This is a genomic window from Variovorax sp. Varisp41, assembly GCF_047325085.1.
Taxonomy (GTDB): Bacteria; Pseudomonadota; Gammaproteobacteria; order Burkholderiales; family Burkholderiaceae_C; genus Variovorax.
The window spans coordinates 5,415,682-5,429,799 of record NZ_CP168540.1; the positions used below are offsets into that span (position 1 = coordinate 5,415,682).

Genomic DNA, 14,118 nt, shown 5'->3' on the forward strand with positions numbered 1-14,118 from the left:
TGCGTCATCGCCTGACGGGATCGGCTTTCGCCCATGATCAAGTTTCTCCTGCCCACTCAACTGGTCGCCGAACGGCCCGTGGAGCCCGGTGCCAGTCCCTACGCGGGCGCCCTCCACGCCGCGTTCCGTGATGCCTACCCGCTGATCAAGAGCGCGGCCTGGCGCTCCATTCCGATCAGCCTGTTCGGGCTGCTGCCCTCGATCTTCCTGCTGCAGGTCTACGACCGCGTGCTCTCGCGCAGCGGCGTCTCGACGCTCGCGGCGCTGGTCAGCGGCATCCTGTTCTTCCTGTGCATCGAGTTCTGGCTGCGCACGCGCCGCTCGCGCCTGCTGCGCAACGCGGGCGCGATCATCGACCACGGCGTCTCGGGCGCCTTGATGGGCTCCATGCTCGGTCGTCCGCTGCGCGCGCTCGAGGCGCGGCCGGCCTCGGTGTGGCACCTGTACTTCCGCGACGTCGGCTCGGTGCGCGGCACCGTCACCGGCGGCCTCGCGCAATCGATCTTCGACCTGCCGATGGCGGTGTTCGGGCTGGTGGTGATCGGCATCGTCGCGCTGCCGGTGCTGCCGGTGGTGGTGGCCTTCCTCGCCATCCTCTCGTTCCTCGCCTGGTGGTGGGCCGACGAAGTGCGCGCCGGCCGCGTCGAGGAAGTGCAGCGCGGCCGCGGCCTCGACCGCATGACGGCCGAGATCTGCCATGCGCGCGAGACGCTCAAGTCGCAGGCCAACGACGGCCCCATCATCGAGATGTGGCAGAAGACCTACAACGACTGGCTCACCGAGAGCTTCACCAAGAACGGCCAGATCGAGACCGCGCGCGACGGCACCACGGTGCTGCTGACGGTGTTCTCGGTGATCGTGGTCACGGTGGGCGCGATCTCGGTGATGGAGCAGTGGATGACGGTCGGCGGCCTCGTGGCCTCCAACATGCTCGCGCTGCGCGCGCTGCAGCCGATCGCCGGCCTGGTGTCGAACTGGCGTTCGCTGGCCACCGCCAAGGAAGCCGCCAAGCGCCTGGAGACCGTGCTCGGCGAGCCGGTGGAGAAGCCGCCGGTGGGCATGGCGCTGCCGCAGCCGCTGGGCCGCATCACGCTCAAGGACGTGAGCTTCAGCTTCACCGAGAACGCGCAGAAGGCGGTCATCGAGAACCTCGATCTCGACATCGGCCCCGGCGGCCTGCACGTCATCGTCGGGCGCAACGGCGCCGGCAAGTCCACGCTGGTCAAGCTGCTGTCGGGCCTGTACACGCCCACGCACGGCGTCGTCAGCATCGGCGAGTACGACCTCTCGCAGTTCGGCCGCGAGGAGCTGTCGCGCTGGATCAGCTACCTCTCGCAGGAGGTCTACTGGTTCGGCGGTTCGCTGATCGACGTCATGCGCCGCACCGCGCCGGGCCAGAGCGACGAGCAGATCGTCGCGGCCTGCAAGCTCTCGGGCGCGCACGAGTTCATCTCGCGGTTGCCCGACGGCTACCGCTCGATGGTGGGCGAGGGCGGCACCGGTCTGTCGGTGGGCGAGCGCCGCAAGCTCGCGCTGGCCATGAGCTTCCTGCGCAAGCCCTCGGTGCTGGTGCTCGACGAGCCCAGCAACGACCTCGACTTCCAGAGCGAGCGCGCGCTGCTGGCCACGCTGCTGGCGGTGGCCAAGGTGCGCACCGTGGTGGTGGTCACGCATTCGCTGCGCATCGTCTCGGCCGCCAGCCATGTCTACCACGTGACCGGCGAGGGCACGGTGGAGCAGGGCACGGCCGCGGCGATGGTGCCCAAGCTGTTCGGCGTGAAGAAGGCGCTGGTGGCGCTGCCCGAAGGTGGCGAGGACGGCGAGTCCTCCGCGCGCTCGATCGCCTGAGCTTCGACTTTGTTTATGGATTGGACCGATCGACCGATGACCGAGTGCGACGACCGAGTGACCGCAAGGGAGGCGAGATCTTGAAAGCCGATCTGCCGCAGGTCCTGCAGACCGAAGAACAGAGGCGCGCCGCCCAGGTCACGCCCCAGGGCCGCCGGCGCCAATGGCTGCTCGGCGGCCTGATCGGCGTCTTCGCGTTGGTCGGCCTGGGCTTCCCGATGGAGACTGTCGTGGTCGCGCCCGGGCGCGTGATCCCCTCCGACCGCGTGAAGTCGATCCAGCATCTGGAAGGCGGCATCGTCAGCGCCGTGCTCGTGAAGGAAGGCGACCACGTCAAGCAGGGCCAGTCGCTGGTCGAGATCGACCTCGGCGGCAGCGGCCTCAACCTCGAGGAACTGACCGCGCGCTATGCCGCCACCCAGGCCACGCGCGTGCGCCTGCTGGCCGAGAGCCGCGGCCAGCCGCTCAAGCGCGACAGCTTCGCCAAGGACATCGACGAGGGCGTGTACGCCGGCGAGACCGGCGCCTACGACGCGCGCGCGCTCGAGCAGCGCGGCGTGATGGCCGGGGCCATCTCCGGCCTCGAGGCCGCGCGCAGCCGGCAGCTCGAGCAGCAGGCCAAGGTCAAGGGCCTGAGCGACCGGCTCGACCTGATGCAGAAGGAACTCGAGGTGTCCGAGCAGCTGCTGAAGGAAAAGCTGGTCGGCCAGGTCGAGGTGCTCGAGAAGCGCCGCCAGGCCGAGGCCGCGCGCAGCGAACTCGCGGTGGCGCGACAGGGCGTGATCTCGGCCAACGCCGCCATCACCGAGGCGCAGGCCAAGATGGCCGAGGCCGAAGGGCGCTTCCGGCGCCGCGCGTCGGACGAACTCGCCACCGTCGAGCGCCAGTTCGCGAGCCTGAGCGAGGACCTCGCGCGCGCACGCACGCAGCGCTCGCGCACCGAGGTCAAGGCGCCCTCGGACGGCATCGTCAAGGGCCTGCGCAGCGGCAGTCCCGGCTGGGTCGTGAAGCCCGGCGAGGCCATCCTCGAGGTGGTGCCCGACAAGGACGAGATCATGGTCGAGGCGCGGCTCAACCCGAACGACCGCGGCTTCGTCGAGATCGGCCAGGCGGCCACCGTCAAGATCACCGCCTACGACTACCTGCGCTATGGCGCCGTCGAGGGCAAGGTCACGCTGGTGGCGGCCGACGCGGACCGCGACCCCGCGATCTCGAACGGCGCGCCGTACTACCGGCTCCTGATCAGCACCGACAAGTCCTTCGTCGGCCACAAGGAAAACCGCATCACCGTCGGCATGGAGTCCGAGGTCGACCTCAAGGTCGGCACCGACCCCTTCATCTGGTACATCCTGCGTCCCGTGCTCAAGCTTCGGCGCGAAGCCTTCCGCGAACCATGAAGCGCCGCATGACCAATGGCCGGCGCCCCGCGGGCACCGGCGTGCTGTGCGCGGCGCTCGCCGCCAGCTTCGCGCTGCCGCCCGCCGCGATGGCGCAGGAGCAGCAGGATCCGCCGCCCTCGCTGGTGCTCGCGCGGCGCCTGTCGCAGCCCTCGATCGGCACCGCCGGCTACGTGCAGCGCGTGAAGCAGGCACTGGTCGCGCTGTCGCAGGAATACCCCGAGGTGCAGACCGCGCAGGCCGCCGCCAACACCAGCGGCTTCCAGATCGACCAGGCGAAGAAGGCGCGCTATCCGCGCTTCAAGGTCGGCACCTCATCGGGCAACTACAACAGCGGCGCCGCCAACGCGCAGACCCAGAGCTACAACGTGATCACCGCCGAGGCGCGCATGAGCCTGCTCGACGGCGGCGCGATCAGCGCCTCGATCCGCGCCGCCGAGGCCGGCAACGAGGCCGACGGCCAGGCTGTCACCACCACCTCGCAGAAGGTGGTGCTCGATGCCCTGACCGCCTACCTGCAGGTGCAGCGCTTCGACCTCAAGAAGGAGATCGCGCACCGCTCCACCGAGATCGTGGCCGAGCTCTCGAAGGCCGAGGCGCGCCGCGTCGCGCTCGGCGCCACCGGCGAGAACGACCTCAACATGGCCAGCGCGCGCCGCGCCAGCGTGGCCGCGCGCGAAGCCGACTTCGAGGCCCAGCGCGACGAGGCCATCGCCAAGTTCCGCAGCTACTTCAAGTTCACGCCCATCACGCGCAACCTGCCGGTGCTGGCCGCGCCGCCGCAGTGGCGCATCGACTCGCAGGCCGAGGCGCTGCGCCGCGCCGAGGAGCGCAGCACCGAGATCGCCGAGGCCCAGGGCCGCATCAACAAGGCCAAGGCGCTGGTCGAGCAGCAGGAGGCCAGCATCTGGCCCACCGTCGAGGCCGTGATCGTGAAGAGCAAGGACCCACGCGGCGTGTCGCCGCAGGATCCCACGCGCACCGCGCTCGAGCTGAGCTGGAACTTCGGCAGCGGCTTCGACCGCCAGCTGCGCGTGCGCACCGCCATGGCCGAGGTCGAGAACCAGGAGGCCAAGCTCGAGGGCGTGAAGCTCAACCTGTTCGAGCTCACCAGCGCCTCGTGGTCGCGCACCGTGTCGGGCCGCGAGCGCGAGCGCCAGCTGATGGAGGCCGTGAGCACCTCGGGCCAGGCCTTCCGCGGCCGCCGCCGCCTGCTGGAGTTCGGCCGCGACACTCTGCCGCAGGTGCTCGATGCCCAGCTCGAGTACTACAACCTGCTGTTCGATTACGTCGATGCCGTGTTCGACCTGCGCGTCAACGAGCTGCGCCTGGCGCGCACCACCGGCGAACTGCGCATCGACCCCGAGGGCGGCAACGAATGGGTCGACCGCGTTTTCGGCGCGCCGAGCCGCACCGTGCTGACCGAGGACGGCCTGTTGAGCGGCCCGTGCCTCGCGAGCAATTCGACCTGCGCGAGCGAGGCGCGCGTGGATCGCTCGGAGAACGCGCAGACCGTGACCCTGCGGCGCGCCGAGCGCCTGCCGGCCGGCAACTGACGAACAGAGAAGAAGGGGTGCGCGGCGCGCTGGGCGCGCCGCGGCTCAGGCGTCTTCCGGAATGCCCGGTTCGCCGTCGAGGATCTGGTACTTGCGCATCTTCTCCCACAGCACCTTGCGGCTGATGCCCAGGTGCTGCGCCGTGTCCTGGCGCTTCCAGTCGTTGATCTCGAGCGCCGCGATGATGCGGTTGCGCTCGCTGCCGTTCCAGCCCTTGCGTTGATCGCCGCCGGCGGCATCGAAGGCGCTGCTCGTGCCCACCGCGTTCGCGCCCAGGCCCATGCCGCCGCCCGCGCCGGTGGAGGGCGTGCCGCGGGTCAGCGCGATCGCGCGCTGGATCAGGTGCTGGTCCCAGCTGTGCAGCTGCCGCGCGATCACGCCCACGCGTTCCGCGAGGTTGCGCAGCTGGCGCACGTTGCCGGGGAAGTAGGTCTCGGCCACCGCGTCGCTGAGCCAGTGCGGCGTTTCGCCGAGCGCCTCGAGCTGGTCGCCCAGCACGTTGGCCAGCAGTGCCTTGAAGATCGCGATCTTGTCGATCTCGCCGCGCTCCTCGAGGCTGGGCACATGCAGCTCGATCACCGCGAGGCGGTAGAACAGGTCGGCGCGGAATTCGCCGCTGGCCACCATCTCGCGCAGGTTGCGGTTGGTCGCCGCCACCAGCCGGAAGTCGACCCGGATCGGAGAGGTCGCGCCGAGCCGCGTGACCGCGCCGTCCTCGAGCACGCGCAGCAGCTTCACCTGCTGGTACTTCGGCAGGTCGCCGATCTCGTCAAGGAAGAGCGTGCCGCCCGTGGCCTGCTCGAAGTAGCCGCGGTGCGCATGCACCGCGCCCGTGAACGAGCCCTTGGCGTGGCCGAAGAACAGCGACTCGAACAGCCCGTCGGGAATCGCGCCGCAGTTCACCGCCACGAACGCGCCCTTGCTGTAGTTCTGGTGCCCCAGGTGCAGCTGCTGCGCGATGCGTTCCTTGCCCACGCCGGTCTCGCCGCGCACCAGCACGCTGTGGTCGCAATCGGCGAAGGCATTGACCTCGGCCAGCAGCGACTTCATCGCTTCGGAGTGCGCCACCAGCTCGTCGAGCGGCTGCGGCGCCACGTCGCGCGCGCGCAGCTGCCGCACCAGCTTCGCGACCATCGTGCGCAGTTCGGCGCAGGTGAAGTCGTAGGGCAGCACGTGCAGGTACTCGGGCGGATAGGTGCGCGAGTCGCGCTCGCGCGAAGCGGCCGCGACCCAGATCACCGGCATGCCCTGGAGCAGCTCGGTCGCCTGCGGCAACCCGCCGCCATCGATGACAGTGACGCTGATGATCGCCACCGACGGCCGCATCGCCGCCGTGCGGTCCTGCGAGGGCGGCGGCATGCCGTCGGCCCGGATCACCTCGACATCGAAGCTCGCCATGCAGCGGGCGATGCGGTCGAGGATGTCGGCCTTTCCTTCCCAGACAAAGAGGTCGAGTTCGTCGAAATTGGGGGAGGCGCTCATCTGCGTGGGGAGCCCTTGAAATTCATTCGGTGCGTTTTCACTGCGGTCAGTACACCAGCATGGGGGAGGCCTTGCAATCCAGGGACCTCAGGTTGACGTCGATCTGGCCGACGTTGATGCCCAGTGCATTCTGGAGCAGCGGGGTGAGGACCTGCGCGCCCACGGCGTTCAGAAGTGGCTTGAGCAGGCCGACCAGCACGGAAAGCGCGTTGGATATGGCGTTCCCGCCCGAGTTGCTGCTGGAAGACAGCGAATTCTTGATCATGTTCTTGCAACCGGTGGTGCTCCCGCCCAGGCCGAGCAATCCCGTGCAGTCGTTGAGCACTCCGCTCAAGAGGTCGGTCACACCGTTGAGGAGGCCTGTCAGAAGGCCGCTCTGATTGCTCTGCTGCCGAATGGAGGTGATCACGCTGTTGTAGCGCTGGCCTCGGCAAGCGGGAGTGTCCGCCGTGCAGAGGGAAGCCGTGTTGTCCCACATCTGGCTGGTCAAAGCATCCAGTTGCGCGCCGGTAGGAGCCCCGGTCGGGGGATTGCCGAACAGAAGGTTCGAGATCTGTCCGACGAGGTCGGCCACCAGCGTGCCCAGTGGCAGGTTGTTCACATCCGTCGTTTTCGTTTCACCCTCTGCCAGGAGCACCTGCTGTGGTGTTCCCTGGAGGCCGTTTACGGCCAGCTTGTTGTTCACCTTCAGGAGCCCGAGCACATTGACCAGTTCCATCGACGAGAGCTTCGAAGAGGTGCATGCATCCTTCGCGGAGAAAAGATCGGAAGCCGCGATCTGCCCCACGCACATCTGCAGCAGCGAGCTGGTCACGAGAATGTTCGCCCTGTCCTTCCCGTTCGCCTGCAATTCGGGGCGGCACATGTCGGTCACCTCGCCCGTTCCGCTGACCACATCGATGACGATCGGCAGATCGAGCTTGATCAGACCCGAAAGCAGCGTGCCCAACAGGCCACTGTCGGTCTTCACCCGGATATAGGTTCGCACCTGCGCGGTGTATGCCCGGGCACCGATGCCGCCGATGGCGATCGACGGAGGCTCGATCACCGTCACTTGCGTGGTGATCTTGGCCAGCGACAGGAGGTCGATGTTCAGCCCGGTCTCGACCGCATGGCGCGACGTGCCCACGCCGATCGCGGTGTAGATCAGGTCGAGCGCATTGACGCCGACGTTCAATGCACTCTGACCGCTGCCGCCCGGCGCGATGATCTGAGCGAAGAGGCCGTTCGAGCCGGTCAGGGTGCCCAACTGCACGTTGAGGTTCGACAGGCCGAGTTTGGCCTGTATGGCTTGCAGGAGCGCGAGGTTGGCGCTCAGCAGCTGGTTCTGGCCGGCAGCGGTGACGATGGCGTCGAGCAGGGAGCCGAGCGTGACGGTGCGGCCGGCCAGCAGGGTATTGAGTTCACCGACGCCGATGTCGGCCGAAACGGGGATGCCGAGTGCCTTCAGCAGCCCTCCCGGCGTCACCTTGGCCTGCGCCAGGCCATCATAGGCCAGCAGCGAGGTGCCGGAGAGGTCCAGGCCGATGCCCTTGAGCAGCGGGCCGAGCAGGGAGCTGTTGCCGCTGACGGTGATCAGCTTGCTGCCGACCGAGAAGGAGGCGATCGGCGCGCCGAGCGCGGCGACCGCACTGACACCGATGTTCCGATCGCTGCCGAAGAATGAAACGATCGCGACCGGCGTCTGCTGCATGTTCACGCGGATCGCATTGGCGATCTGCGTGCCGGTGGGCGCACGGAAGCCGCCGGTAGCATCCCAGAAGCCGCACTGGACCGCATTGGCGGACAGCGAGAAACCCACGGGCAGGTTGCGTTGCACGTCATTGCTTCCGCTGCCGTTGGCATTGGCGAGAGCGGCCGAGATGCCGACGCTGCAGCCGGCCCGGACCTGCTGCGCGCCTGCCAGCGCCGCAAGATCGGCAGCCTTCTGGAATTCCCGCTTCAGGAAGAAGCGGTAGCCGAGCTCGACACCCAGCAGCGTGATGATGATCAGTGCGAGCGCGATGGTCGTGTTCACGACCACGGAACCCCGCGAGCGCGAAGCACTGCGAGGGGACGACCGGCGGATGCGGGATGGAAGGAGTCTGGATGCGAATCTCATGCGGCACCTCACGAGGACTTCAGCGGTGCTGTCGTTCGACTCCGCAGCTGCTGCGGTACCCATGCGCTGTCGACCAGCGGAATGGCCGGCAGGATGCGGCTGGAATCGTTGTAGGGATAGCTGACCGACACGGCGACCTGTGCGATGCCGCCGGAGGGGCTGCCGCGATCGACGTTGACGGTGACCTTGCCGACGATCCAGCTGCGGCGCGCCGACAGGCTGGAGCCCACCGAGGGCGGGACGATGAGCGAGCCGGCCAGTGCGTCGTAGACGGCGTCCTTGACGCGCGTGTCGCCCGAGGTTGGCTGTGGCGTGAGCATCATCACGGCGCGTGCTCCCTCCTCGGCGGCACGGGAGACCGCCTGCTGGGTGTAGAGCACGGCACCCAGCGTGGTGAGTCCGTACAGCAGGATGAAAAGCACCGTGAACACGAGCGCGAACTCGATCGCCGCGAGGCCGCGCTGTTTGCGCAGGCGGGCGGGACGGCGCTTGCCATTCGTCATGGTGCCCTCCCGTCCAGCACCATGCTGGCCTGTCCGACGAGCTGGGTCGGCGCGGCAAATCCCGGAACGGGTGGAAGCAGTGCCTGGACGTTCGTCAGGCGCACTGTCACGACCATCTGGCAGCGCTCGTCCCACGTCGGCCCGCAAGTCGGGGTGGCGCAATTGTTCCCGACCACCTGGCAGATCTGGGCAGCGATGCTTCGCGTGGCGGCGGTGGGCAGCCAGTTGACGCGCGCGGTCGCCACCGTGACCGCCTGCGTCGCGCGCTCGGGAAAGCTGACCTGATAGCGCAGCGCAGCGCGTGCACCGTCTTCCGCTGCGTTCTGCAGTGCCAGACGGAAGGAGGCGACGATGCCGATGCAAAGAATGGCGTAGAGCAGGGCGAACGACAGCAGGAACACGAAGGCGAACTCCACGGCGTACGCGCCTCGTTGCGCGTGACCGCGGGTCTGTTGCCTGCGTGCGTGGGTCATGGAAGCTGCCGGATCGGTTGCGTTTGCGCTCAGCGCGCGGTGGAGCCGCTGCCGGAGCTGCCCGAGCGGCCTACCGTCGAACCCAGTCGCTCCGGGATCGGGTAATCGAAGCTCTTGAGGTATCGCTCGTAGCTGCGGTTCGCAACGCTGCCGGAGATCGGACGCGGCACGGCCGAAGCAATTTCTCCGCTGCGCTGCCAGGCGAGCAGGTTCAAGGTGGCATCGCCGACTTGCAGCGGCGGAACGTCGAATTCGTCCTCTTCCATGGCCACCGGCTCCTCCAGCGGGTCGGGGGAGTTCGCGGCCTCGACGGGCGCCGGGGATTGCGCGCCGGCTGCAGGTGCGGGCGCCACGACGGGCGTCACCTTGACGGAGGCAGGCTCCGGCGTCGCCGTGGCGGAAACCTGCTGGGCGCAGACGCAAGTGCCGGCGAAGGCGAAAGCCGCCACGGCGGCGCGGGTGGACAGGGCCGCGAAGCGGCCGACCGATTCGTTGATCATGGGGTACCTCGGGGGGGCGGGTTGGATGAAGGCGCGTCCGACGTGGCTGCCGGCGGGTTCAATGGATTGGCGGTGAGCCGGCTGCCGGCCATGCCGGCCCAGCGGGATGGCTTGAGGGCAAGCGGCTCGAGGGCCGCTTCATTGCTCTTCGCGGCGGGCTGCGTCTCCTCGACCCGCTGCACGGCGGCCGGTCCAGGCACCGAGGTGGCGATGGTCGGCGCGGAAGGGCGACCGCCTTGCGCGCGAATCTGGAGTGCAGCCTCGCGCACGGCCTGGCGCGAGGCCTCGGGCATGCGATGCGTCTCCATCAGCGCGGTGGCCTGCTCGCGCTGCTGCGTGACCTCGAAGTACAGCGCCAGGTTGGCCTGGGCCTGGGTGCTGTCGGCGCGCAACTGCAGCGCCTGCATCAGCGGAAGCCTGGCTTCATCGAACTGGCCCGCCCGCAGGGCCGCGTAGCCCAGATCGCTCAGCAGCAGCGCATCGGTGGGCGTTCGACGTTGGGCTTGCCGCAACTGCTGCACTGCTTCCGCGTAGTTGCCGCGTGCCCCCGCGAGCAGTCCCAGGCCGCGATATCCAGCGCTCTCCTGCGGCGTTCCGAGCAGGCGCTTGTAGGCTGCTTCGGCAAGGGCTGTCTGTCCGGTCTGCCGCAGCGCGTCCGCGCGGACCCGCGTCGAATCCGGCGTCACGCCCCATCGCTGTTCGAGTGCGTCGATATGCGCCAGCGAGGCGAACCACAGGCCCTGCTGCTGCATCTGGTCGACCAGACGAAGATAGGTGGCTTGCGTATCGATGTTGCTGCCGGCCTTGGTTTCCGCCTCGTTCTCGAAAGCCTGCCGCTGGCGAGCGTCCTCCGTGGCGGCGTAGCGATCCTTCGTCGCCGAGCATCCCGCCATCGCCGCCAACAAGGCGCCCCAGAGCAGGGCTGCGCCGATGCGGCGCAGGCTGCCCGATGCATTGATCGCTTCTGGATTCATTTGGCAATCGCTCCCAGCGAACGGAAGATGGCGATGAAGCCCGGCCCCGCCGTCACGATCACCAGCGCGGGCAGCAGGGTGGAGACCATGATGCCGGTCATCTTGACGGTGATCTTGCCGATGCGCTCCTTCATTTCCGAGCGTCGATGTTCGCGCAGGCGATCGCTGAAGACACGCATCGGCTCCTGGACCGCGCCGCCGTGGCGGTCGACTTGCACCAGGAGGGCAACCAGGCCGCGCAGGTTCTCGTTGCCATGGAGCGTTGCCAGGCGCTGCAACGAGTGCTCTCGTGTGCGTCCCTGCGAGTATTGCCGGTTGGCCAGCGTGAGTTCGTGGCCCAGTACGCGCAGCACGTGCGTGAAGTCGGTGGCCATGATCTGCAGGCTCTGGTCGAGGCTCAGGCCTACGCCCTGGAGCAGTCTCAGCAGGTCCACGAAGAGGGGAAGTTCCCTGGCCACCTGAGTCCTGCGGCTCGCGGCGAAGCGGCCCAGGATCCACTTGGGCCCCATGAAGCCGACGACGAAAAGCGCGGCGAGCACGGCAACCACGGTGCCCTGCTTGTGACCTTCGCTCCAGGTGACGAGTGCCGTGAGCGGCAACGCGATCGCCAGCGAAATCCGGGTCACGAGAAAGACCAGCTGCGACTTCTGCGATGGCAGCCCGCATTGATCGATGAGCCTGCGATCCTCGTCCGCGACCAGCGCCCGGCCGAGACGCGAATCGAGCCAGTGCAACGGCAGTTCGGCGTCCTGCCTGTAGGGTTCATCGAGGTCGGCCGAGGCGGTTGCAGGGTCTTGCGGCAGCACCAGGCTTCCATGCTGGATCGCCTTGCCGATAGCCCTGCCGCTGCGCGCGCGCCGCAATTCGGACGCAATCATCACTGCCGCCAGGATGGCGAGACCAAGTGCCAGCAGCATGAGGCTGATGGCGGTCAGGTTGCCAGGTGTCATCGTCATGCGAGCCTCGCCAACCTGTAGAGCAGAAGGCCGCCCAGTACCTGCAGGCCTGCTCCCGCGTAGACGAGCATGCGACCCGTGTCGTCCTGCCACATGCTGATGAAGTAGTTGGGGTTGTTCATGATCATGAACGCCCCGACGGCGAGCGGTAGAAGCCCGAGCACCCATGCGGATAGACGTGTCTCGGAGGACATGGCGATCAGCTCATGCTCCGCCTGTTCGCGGTCGCGCATGAAGTTGCTCACCCGTTCGAGCAGCAGATCCGCGCGGCCGCCATAGCGGACGCCCAGGCCCAGGATCGATGCCAGCAGAAACATCTCCTCGATCCGGACGTTGGTCGCGGTCTGGTGCAGCGCCCTGTCGAGATCGACGCCAGCCCGCACCAGCGAAGCCGAGCGCTCCAGATGCGGGCGCAACGGCTCCTGGGTGCTGCCAATGGCGAGCTGGAAAGCCGCCTGCGTGGAGTTACCGATCGTGATGAGCCGCACCATCGCATCGATGTAGCCAGGCAACTGGCCGATGAGCTTGCGGCGCGCCTTCTGCAGGCGCAGCCAGACGGTAAACGTGCCGCCCAGCAGGAGCAGGAACAGCGTGCCGAACAGCGCAACCGGGCCGCCCAGCAGGCCCGCGACGAGCGACAGCACGAAGATGGCCACGATGCCCATTGCGAGTGTGCGTGGGGAGATCACGCCGATCAACCAGCCGGGCATCGCGCCCCAAAGCCAGTCCCTCGACCCGGCGGCCGGTGGCACCGCATCCGTCTCCAGCCAGGGGTCCGACGTGAGCCCGGAAACCAGGCCATCCGTCAATGCGCCGTCGCGGGAAGGCGGCAGCGACGAAGGCATGGCGGACGCGCTCGAGCCCGGCGCGGCTCCTCCCTGGATCTGTTGCTCGAGATGGCGGCCCATGGCTTCGCGGGTCTGCCGTTTCCTGGCCCATTGCCAGAGGATCAGCCCTCCCGCTGCCAGCAGCAGCGCGACCATGGCGATGCCAAGCAGCACGACGTCACGCACGCTGGCCTCCTTGCGAGTTCCGGGCAAAGGATTGCCGGAATCGCGTGATCTTCGGCGAATGCGGCGCAATGCCCAGCGATACCCAGCGATCCTTCTCCTCGCCATCGGGCGTGACGATGGGGTCGTAGCGGTACAGCTCCTGCATCGCGACCACGTTGTCGTTGACGCCGGTGACTTCGCTCAGCGAAACGATGCGACGTTGTCCGTTCGACAAGCGGCCGATCTGCACGATGAAGTCGATCGCGCTCGCGATCTGCCGGCGCAGGCTCACCTCGCTGCCCTGGTAGCCCGCGAAGCCCGCGAGCATCTCGAGCCGGTAGAGGCATTCGCGCGGCGAGCTCGCGTGGATCGTGCCCATCGAGCCTTCGTGGCCGGTGTTCATCGCCTGCAGCATCTCGATCACTTCGGCGCCGCGCACTTCGCCCACGATGATGCGATCGGGCCGCATGCGCAGGCTGTTGCGCAGCAGGTCGCGGATCGACACCACGCCCTGGCCGTCGAAGCCGCCGGGACGGCTCTCCAGGCGCACCACGTGGCTGGTGCTCAGCGAGAGCTCGGCCGTGTCCTCGATGGTGATCACGCGCTCGCGCGCGGGGATGAAGCTGGCCAGCGCATTGAGCAGCGAGGTCTTGCCCGAGCTGGTGCCGCCGCTCACGAGCACGTTGCAGCGTGCGCGCACCGCGATCTCGAGCAACTGCGCCATGCCGGCGTCGAAGGTGCCGAGCTTGACCAGGTCGGCTGGCGTGAGCGGCTCCTTGCGGAACTTGCGGATCGAGACCGACAGGCCGTCGATCGCGAGCGGCTCGATGATCACGTTGATGCGCCCGCCATCGGGCAGACGCGCGTCGACCATTGGATTGGCTTCGTCGAGCCGGCGGCCCAGCGGCGCGAGGATGCGGCGCACGATGCGCATCACGTGCTCGGAGTCGGCGAAGCGCAGCGTCTCGCGCTCCAGGATACCGTGGCGCGAGACGTAGACGTTCTGGTAGCCGTTGATCAGGATGTCTTCGACCGCGGGATCGTTGAGCAGATCCTCCAGCGGGCCGAAGCCCGCGAGTTCCTTCGTGAGCGCATCCGAGATGAGCTGCATCTCGCGGTCGTTGATCGGCACGCGGCGCAGGCGAACGAAGCTGTCGACCTCGAGCTCGACGAACTGCTGGATCGAGGCGCGCGACCAGCGGCCGAACTCCGCGCCCAGCTCCTCGATGCGGCTGAGCAGGTGATCGTGCGTCCAGCTCTTGATGTCCTGGAACTGCTGGGATGTGATGAACGCCTGGTCGTCGTCGGCGAATTCGATATCGGTGGACATGGGCTG

Annotated in this window: 12 protein-coding genes; 3 read left to right on the forward strand and 9 right to left on the reverse strand. The window is 67.9% G+C overall.

What is annotated here, in order from left to right:
• The first annotated feature begins 33 nt into the window (after window positions 1-33).
• The 3 genes from ACEN9J_RS25000 (at window position 34) to ACEN9J_RS25010 (ending at window position 4,801) form a co-directional block, all read left to right on the forward strand.
• Window positions 34-1,848, forward strand: a complete 1,815-nt coding sequence (locus ACEN9J_RS25000; protein ID WP_057594323.1) for a peptidase domain-containing ABC transporter — start codon at window positions 34-36, stop codon at window positions 1,846-1,848.
• An 80-nt stretch (window positions 1,849-1,928) separates the two neighbouring features.
• Window positions 1,929-3,245: an HlyD family type I secretion periplasmic adaptor subunit gene (locus tag ACEN9J_RS25005; RefSeq protein ID WP_057594324.1), complete on the forward strand. Its 1,317-nt coding sequence runs from the start codon at window positions 1,929-1,931 to the stop codon at window positions 3,243-3,245.
• Window positions 3,242-4,801: a TolC family protein gene (locus ACEN9J_RS25010; RefSeq protein WP_057594325.1), complete on the forward strand. Its 1,560-nt coding sequence runs from the start codon at window positions 3,242-3,244 to the stop codon at window positions 4,799-4,801. The genes ACEN9J_RS25005 and ACEN9J_RS25010 overlap by 4 nt, the downstream gene beginning before the upstream one ends.
• 45 nt (window positions 4,802-4,846) lie before the next feature.
• On the opposite strand, the gene ACEN9J_RS25015 is transcribed toward ACEN9J_RS25010, so the two are convergent.
• The 9 genes from ACEN9J_RS25015 to ACEN9J_RS25055 form a co-directional block, all read right to left on the reverse strand.
• Window positions 4,847-6,283, reverse strand: a complete 1,437-nt coding sequence (locus ACEN9J_RS25015) for a sigma 54-interacting transcriptional regulator (RefSeq protein WP_057594326.1) — start codon at window positions 6,281-6,283, stop codon at window positions 4,847-4,849.
• A 46-nt stretch (window positions 6,284-6,329) separates the two neighbouring features.
• A complete protein-coding gene (locus tag ACEN9J_RS25020) occupies window positions 6,330-8,300 on the reverse strand; it encodes a pilus assembly protein TadG-related protein (RefSeq protein WP_413762334.1) in 1,971 nt (656 codons plus the stop codon).
• 92 nt (window positions 8,301-8,392) lie between these two features.
• Entirely contained in the window at window positions 8,393-8,887 is a 495-nt protein-coding gene (locus ACEN9J_RS25025) for a TadE/TadG family type IV pilus assembly protein (protein ID WP_413762335.1), read from the reverse strand.
• Window positions 8,884-9,360: a TadE/TadG family type IV pilus assembly protein gene (locus ACEN9J_RS25030; RefSeq protein ID WP_413762336.1), complete on the reverse strand. Its 477-nt coding sequence runs from the start codon at window positions 9,358-9,360 to the stop codon at window positions 8,884-8,886. The genes ACEN9J_RS25025 and ACEN9J_RS25030 overlap by 4 nt, the downstream gene beginning before the upstream one ends.
• A 29-nt stretch (window positions 9,361-9,389) precedes the next feature.
• Entirely contained in the window at window positions 9,390-9,860 is a 471-nt protein-coding gene (locus ACEN9J_RS25035; RefSeq protein ID WP_413762337.1) for a DUF3613 domain-containing protein, read from the reverse strand.
• On the reverse strand, window positions 9,857-10,834 hold the full coding sequence (locus ACEN9J_RS25040; RefSeq protein ID WP_413762338.1) for a tetratricopeptide repeat protein: 978 nt from the start codon (window positions 10,832-10,834) through the stop codon (window positions 9,857-9,859). Before ACEN9J_RS25040 ends, ACEN9J_RS25035 begins: the two co-directional genes overlap by 4 nt.
• Window positions 10,831-11,790, reverse strand: a complete 960-nt coding sequence (locus tag ACEN9J_RS25045) for a type II secretion system F family protein (protein WP_413762339.1) — start codon at window positions 11,788-11,790, stop codon at window positions 10,831-10,833. The genes ACEN9J_RS25040 and ACEN9J_RS25045 overlap by 4 nt, the downstream gene beginning before the upstream one ends.
• Window positions 11,787-12,803 (reverse strand): type II secretion system F family protein, encoded by a 1,017-nt coding sequence (locus tag ACEN9J_RS25050; RefSeq protein WP_413762340.1) that lies wholly within the window; start codon window positions 12,801-12,803, stop codon window positions 11,787-11,789. Before ACEN9J_RS25050 ends, ACEN9J_RS25045 begins: the two co-directional genes overlap by 4 nt.
• Entirely contained in the window at window positions 12,796-14,112 is a 1,317-nt protein-coding gene (locus tag ACEN9J_RS25055; RefSeq protein WP_413762341.1) for a CpaF family protein, read from the reverse strand. Before ACEN9J_RS25055 ends, ACEN9J_RS25050 begins: the two co-directional genes overlap by 8 nt.
• Between the last annotated feature and the right edge of the window lie 6 nt (window positions 14,113-14,118).

Bases quoted from the DNA above. Each gene is read 5' to 3' on its own strand.
- ACEN9J_RS25000 (WP_057594323.1), top strand. From the start codon at position 34: ATGATCAAGTTTCTCCTGCCCACTCAACTGGTCGCCGAACGGCCCGTG.
- ACEN9J_RS25010 (WP_057594325.1), top strand. From the start codon at position 3,242: ATGAAGCGCCGCATGACCAATGGCCGGCGCCCCGCGGGCACCGGCGTG.
- ACEN9J_RS25015 (WP_057594326.1), bottom strand. From the start codon at position 6,283: ATGAGCGCCTCCCCCAATTTCGACGAACTCGACCTCTTTGTCTGGGAA.
- ACEN9J_RS25025 (WP_413762335.1), bottom strand. From the start codon at position 8,887: ATGACGAATGGCAAGCGCCGTCCCGCCCGCCTGCGCAAACAGCGCGGC.
- ACEN9J_RS25030 (WP_413762336.1), bottom strand. From the start codon at position 9,360: ATGACCCACGCACGCAGGCAACAGACCCGCGGTCACGCGCAACGAGGC.
- ACEN9J_RS25035 (WP_413762337.1), bottom strand. From the start codon at position 9,860: ATGATCAACGAATCGGTCGGCCGCTTCGCGGCCCTGTCCACCCGCGCC.
- ACEN9J_RS25040 (WP_413762338.1), bottom strand. From the start codon at position 10,834: ATGAATCCAGAAGCGATCAATGCATCGGGCAGCCTGCGCCGCATCGGC.
- ACEN9J_RS25045 (WP_413762339.1), bottom strand. From the start codon at position 11,790: ATGACGATGACACCTGGCAACCTGACCGCCATCAGCCTCATGCTGCTG.
- ACEN9J_RS25055 (WP_413762341.1), bottom strand. From the start codon at position 14,112: ATGTCCACCGATATCGAATTCGCCGACGACGACCAGGCGTTCATCACA.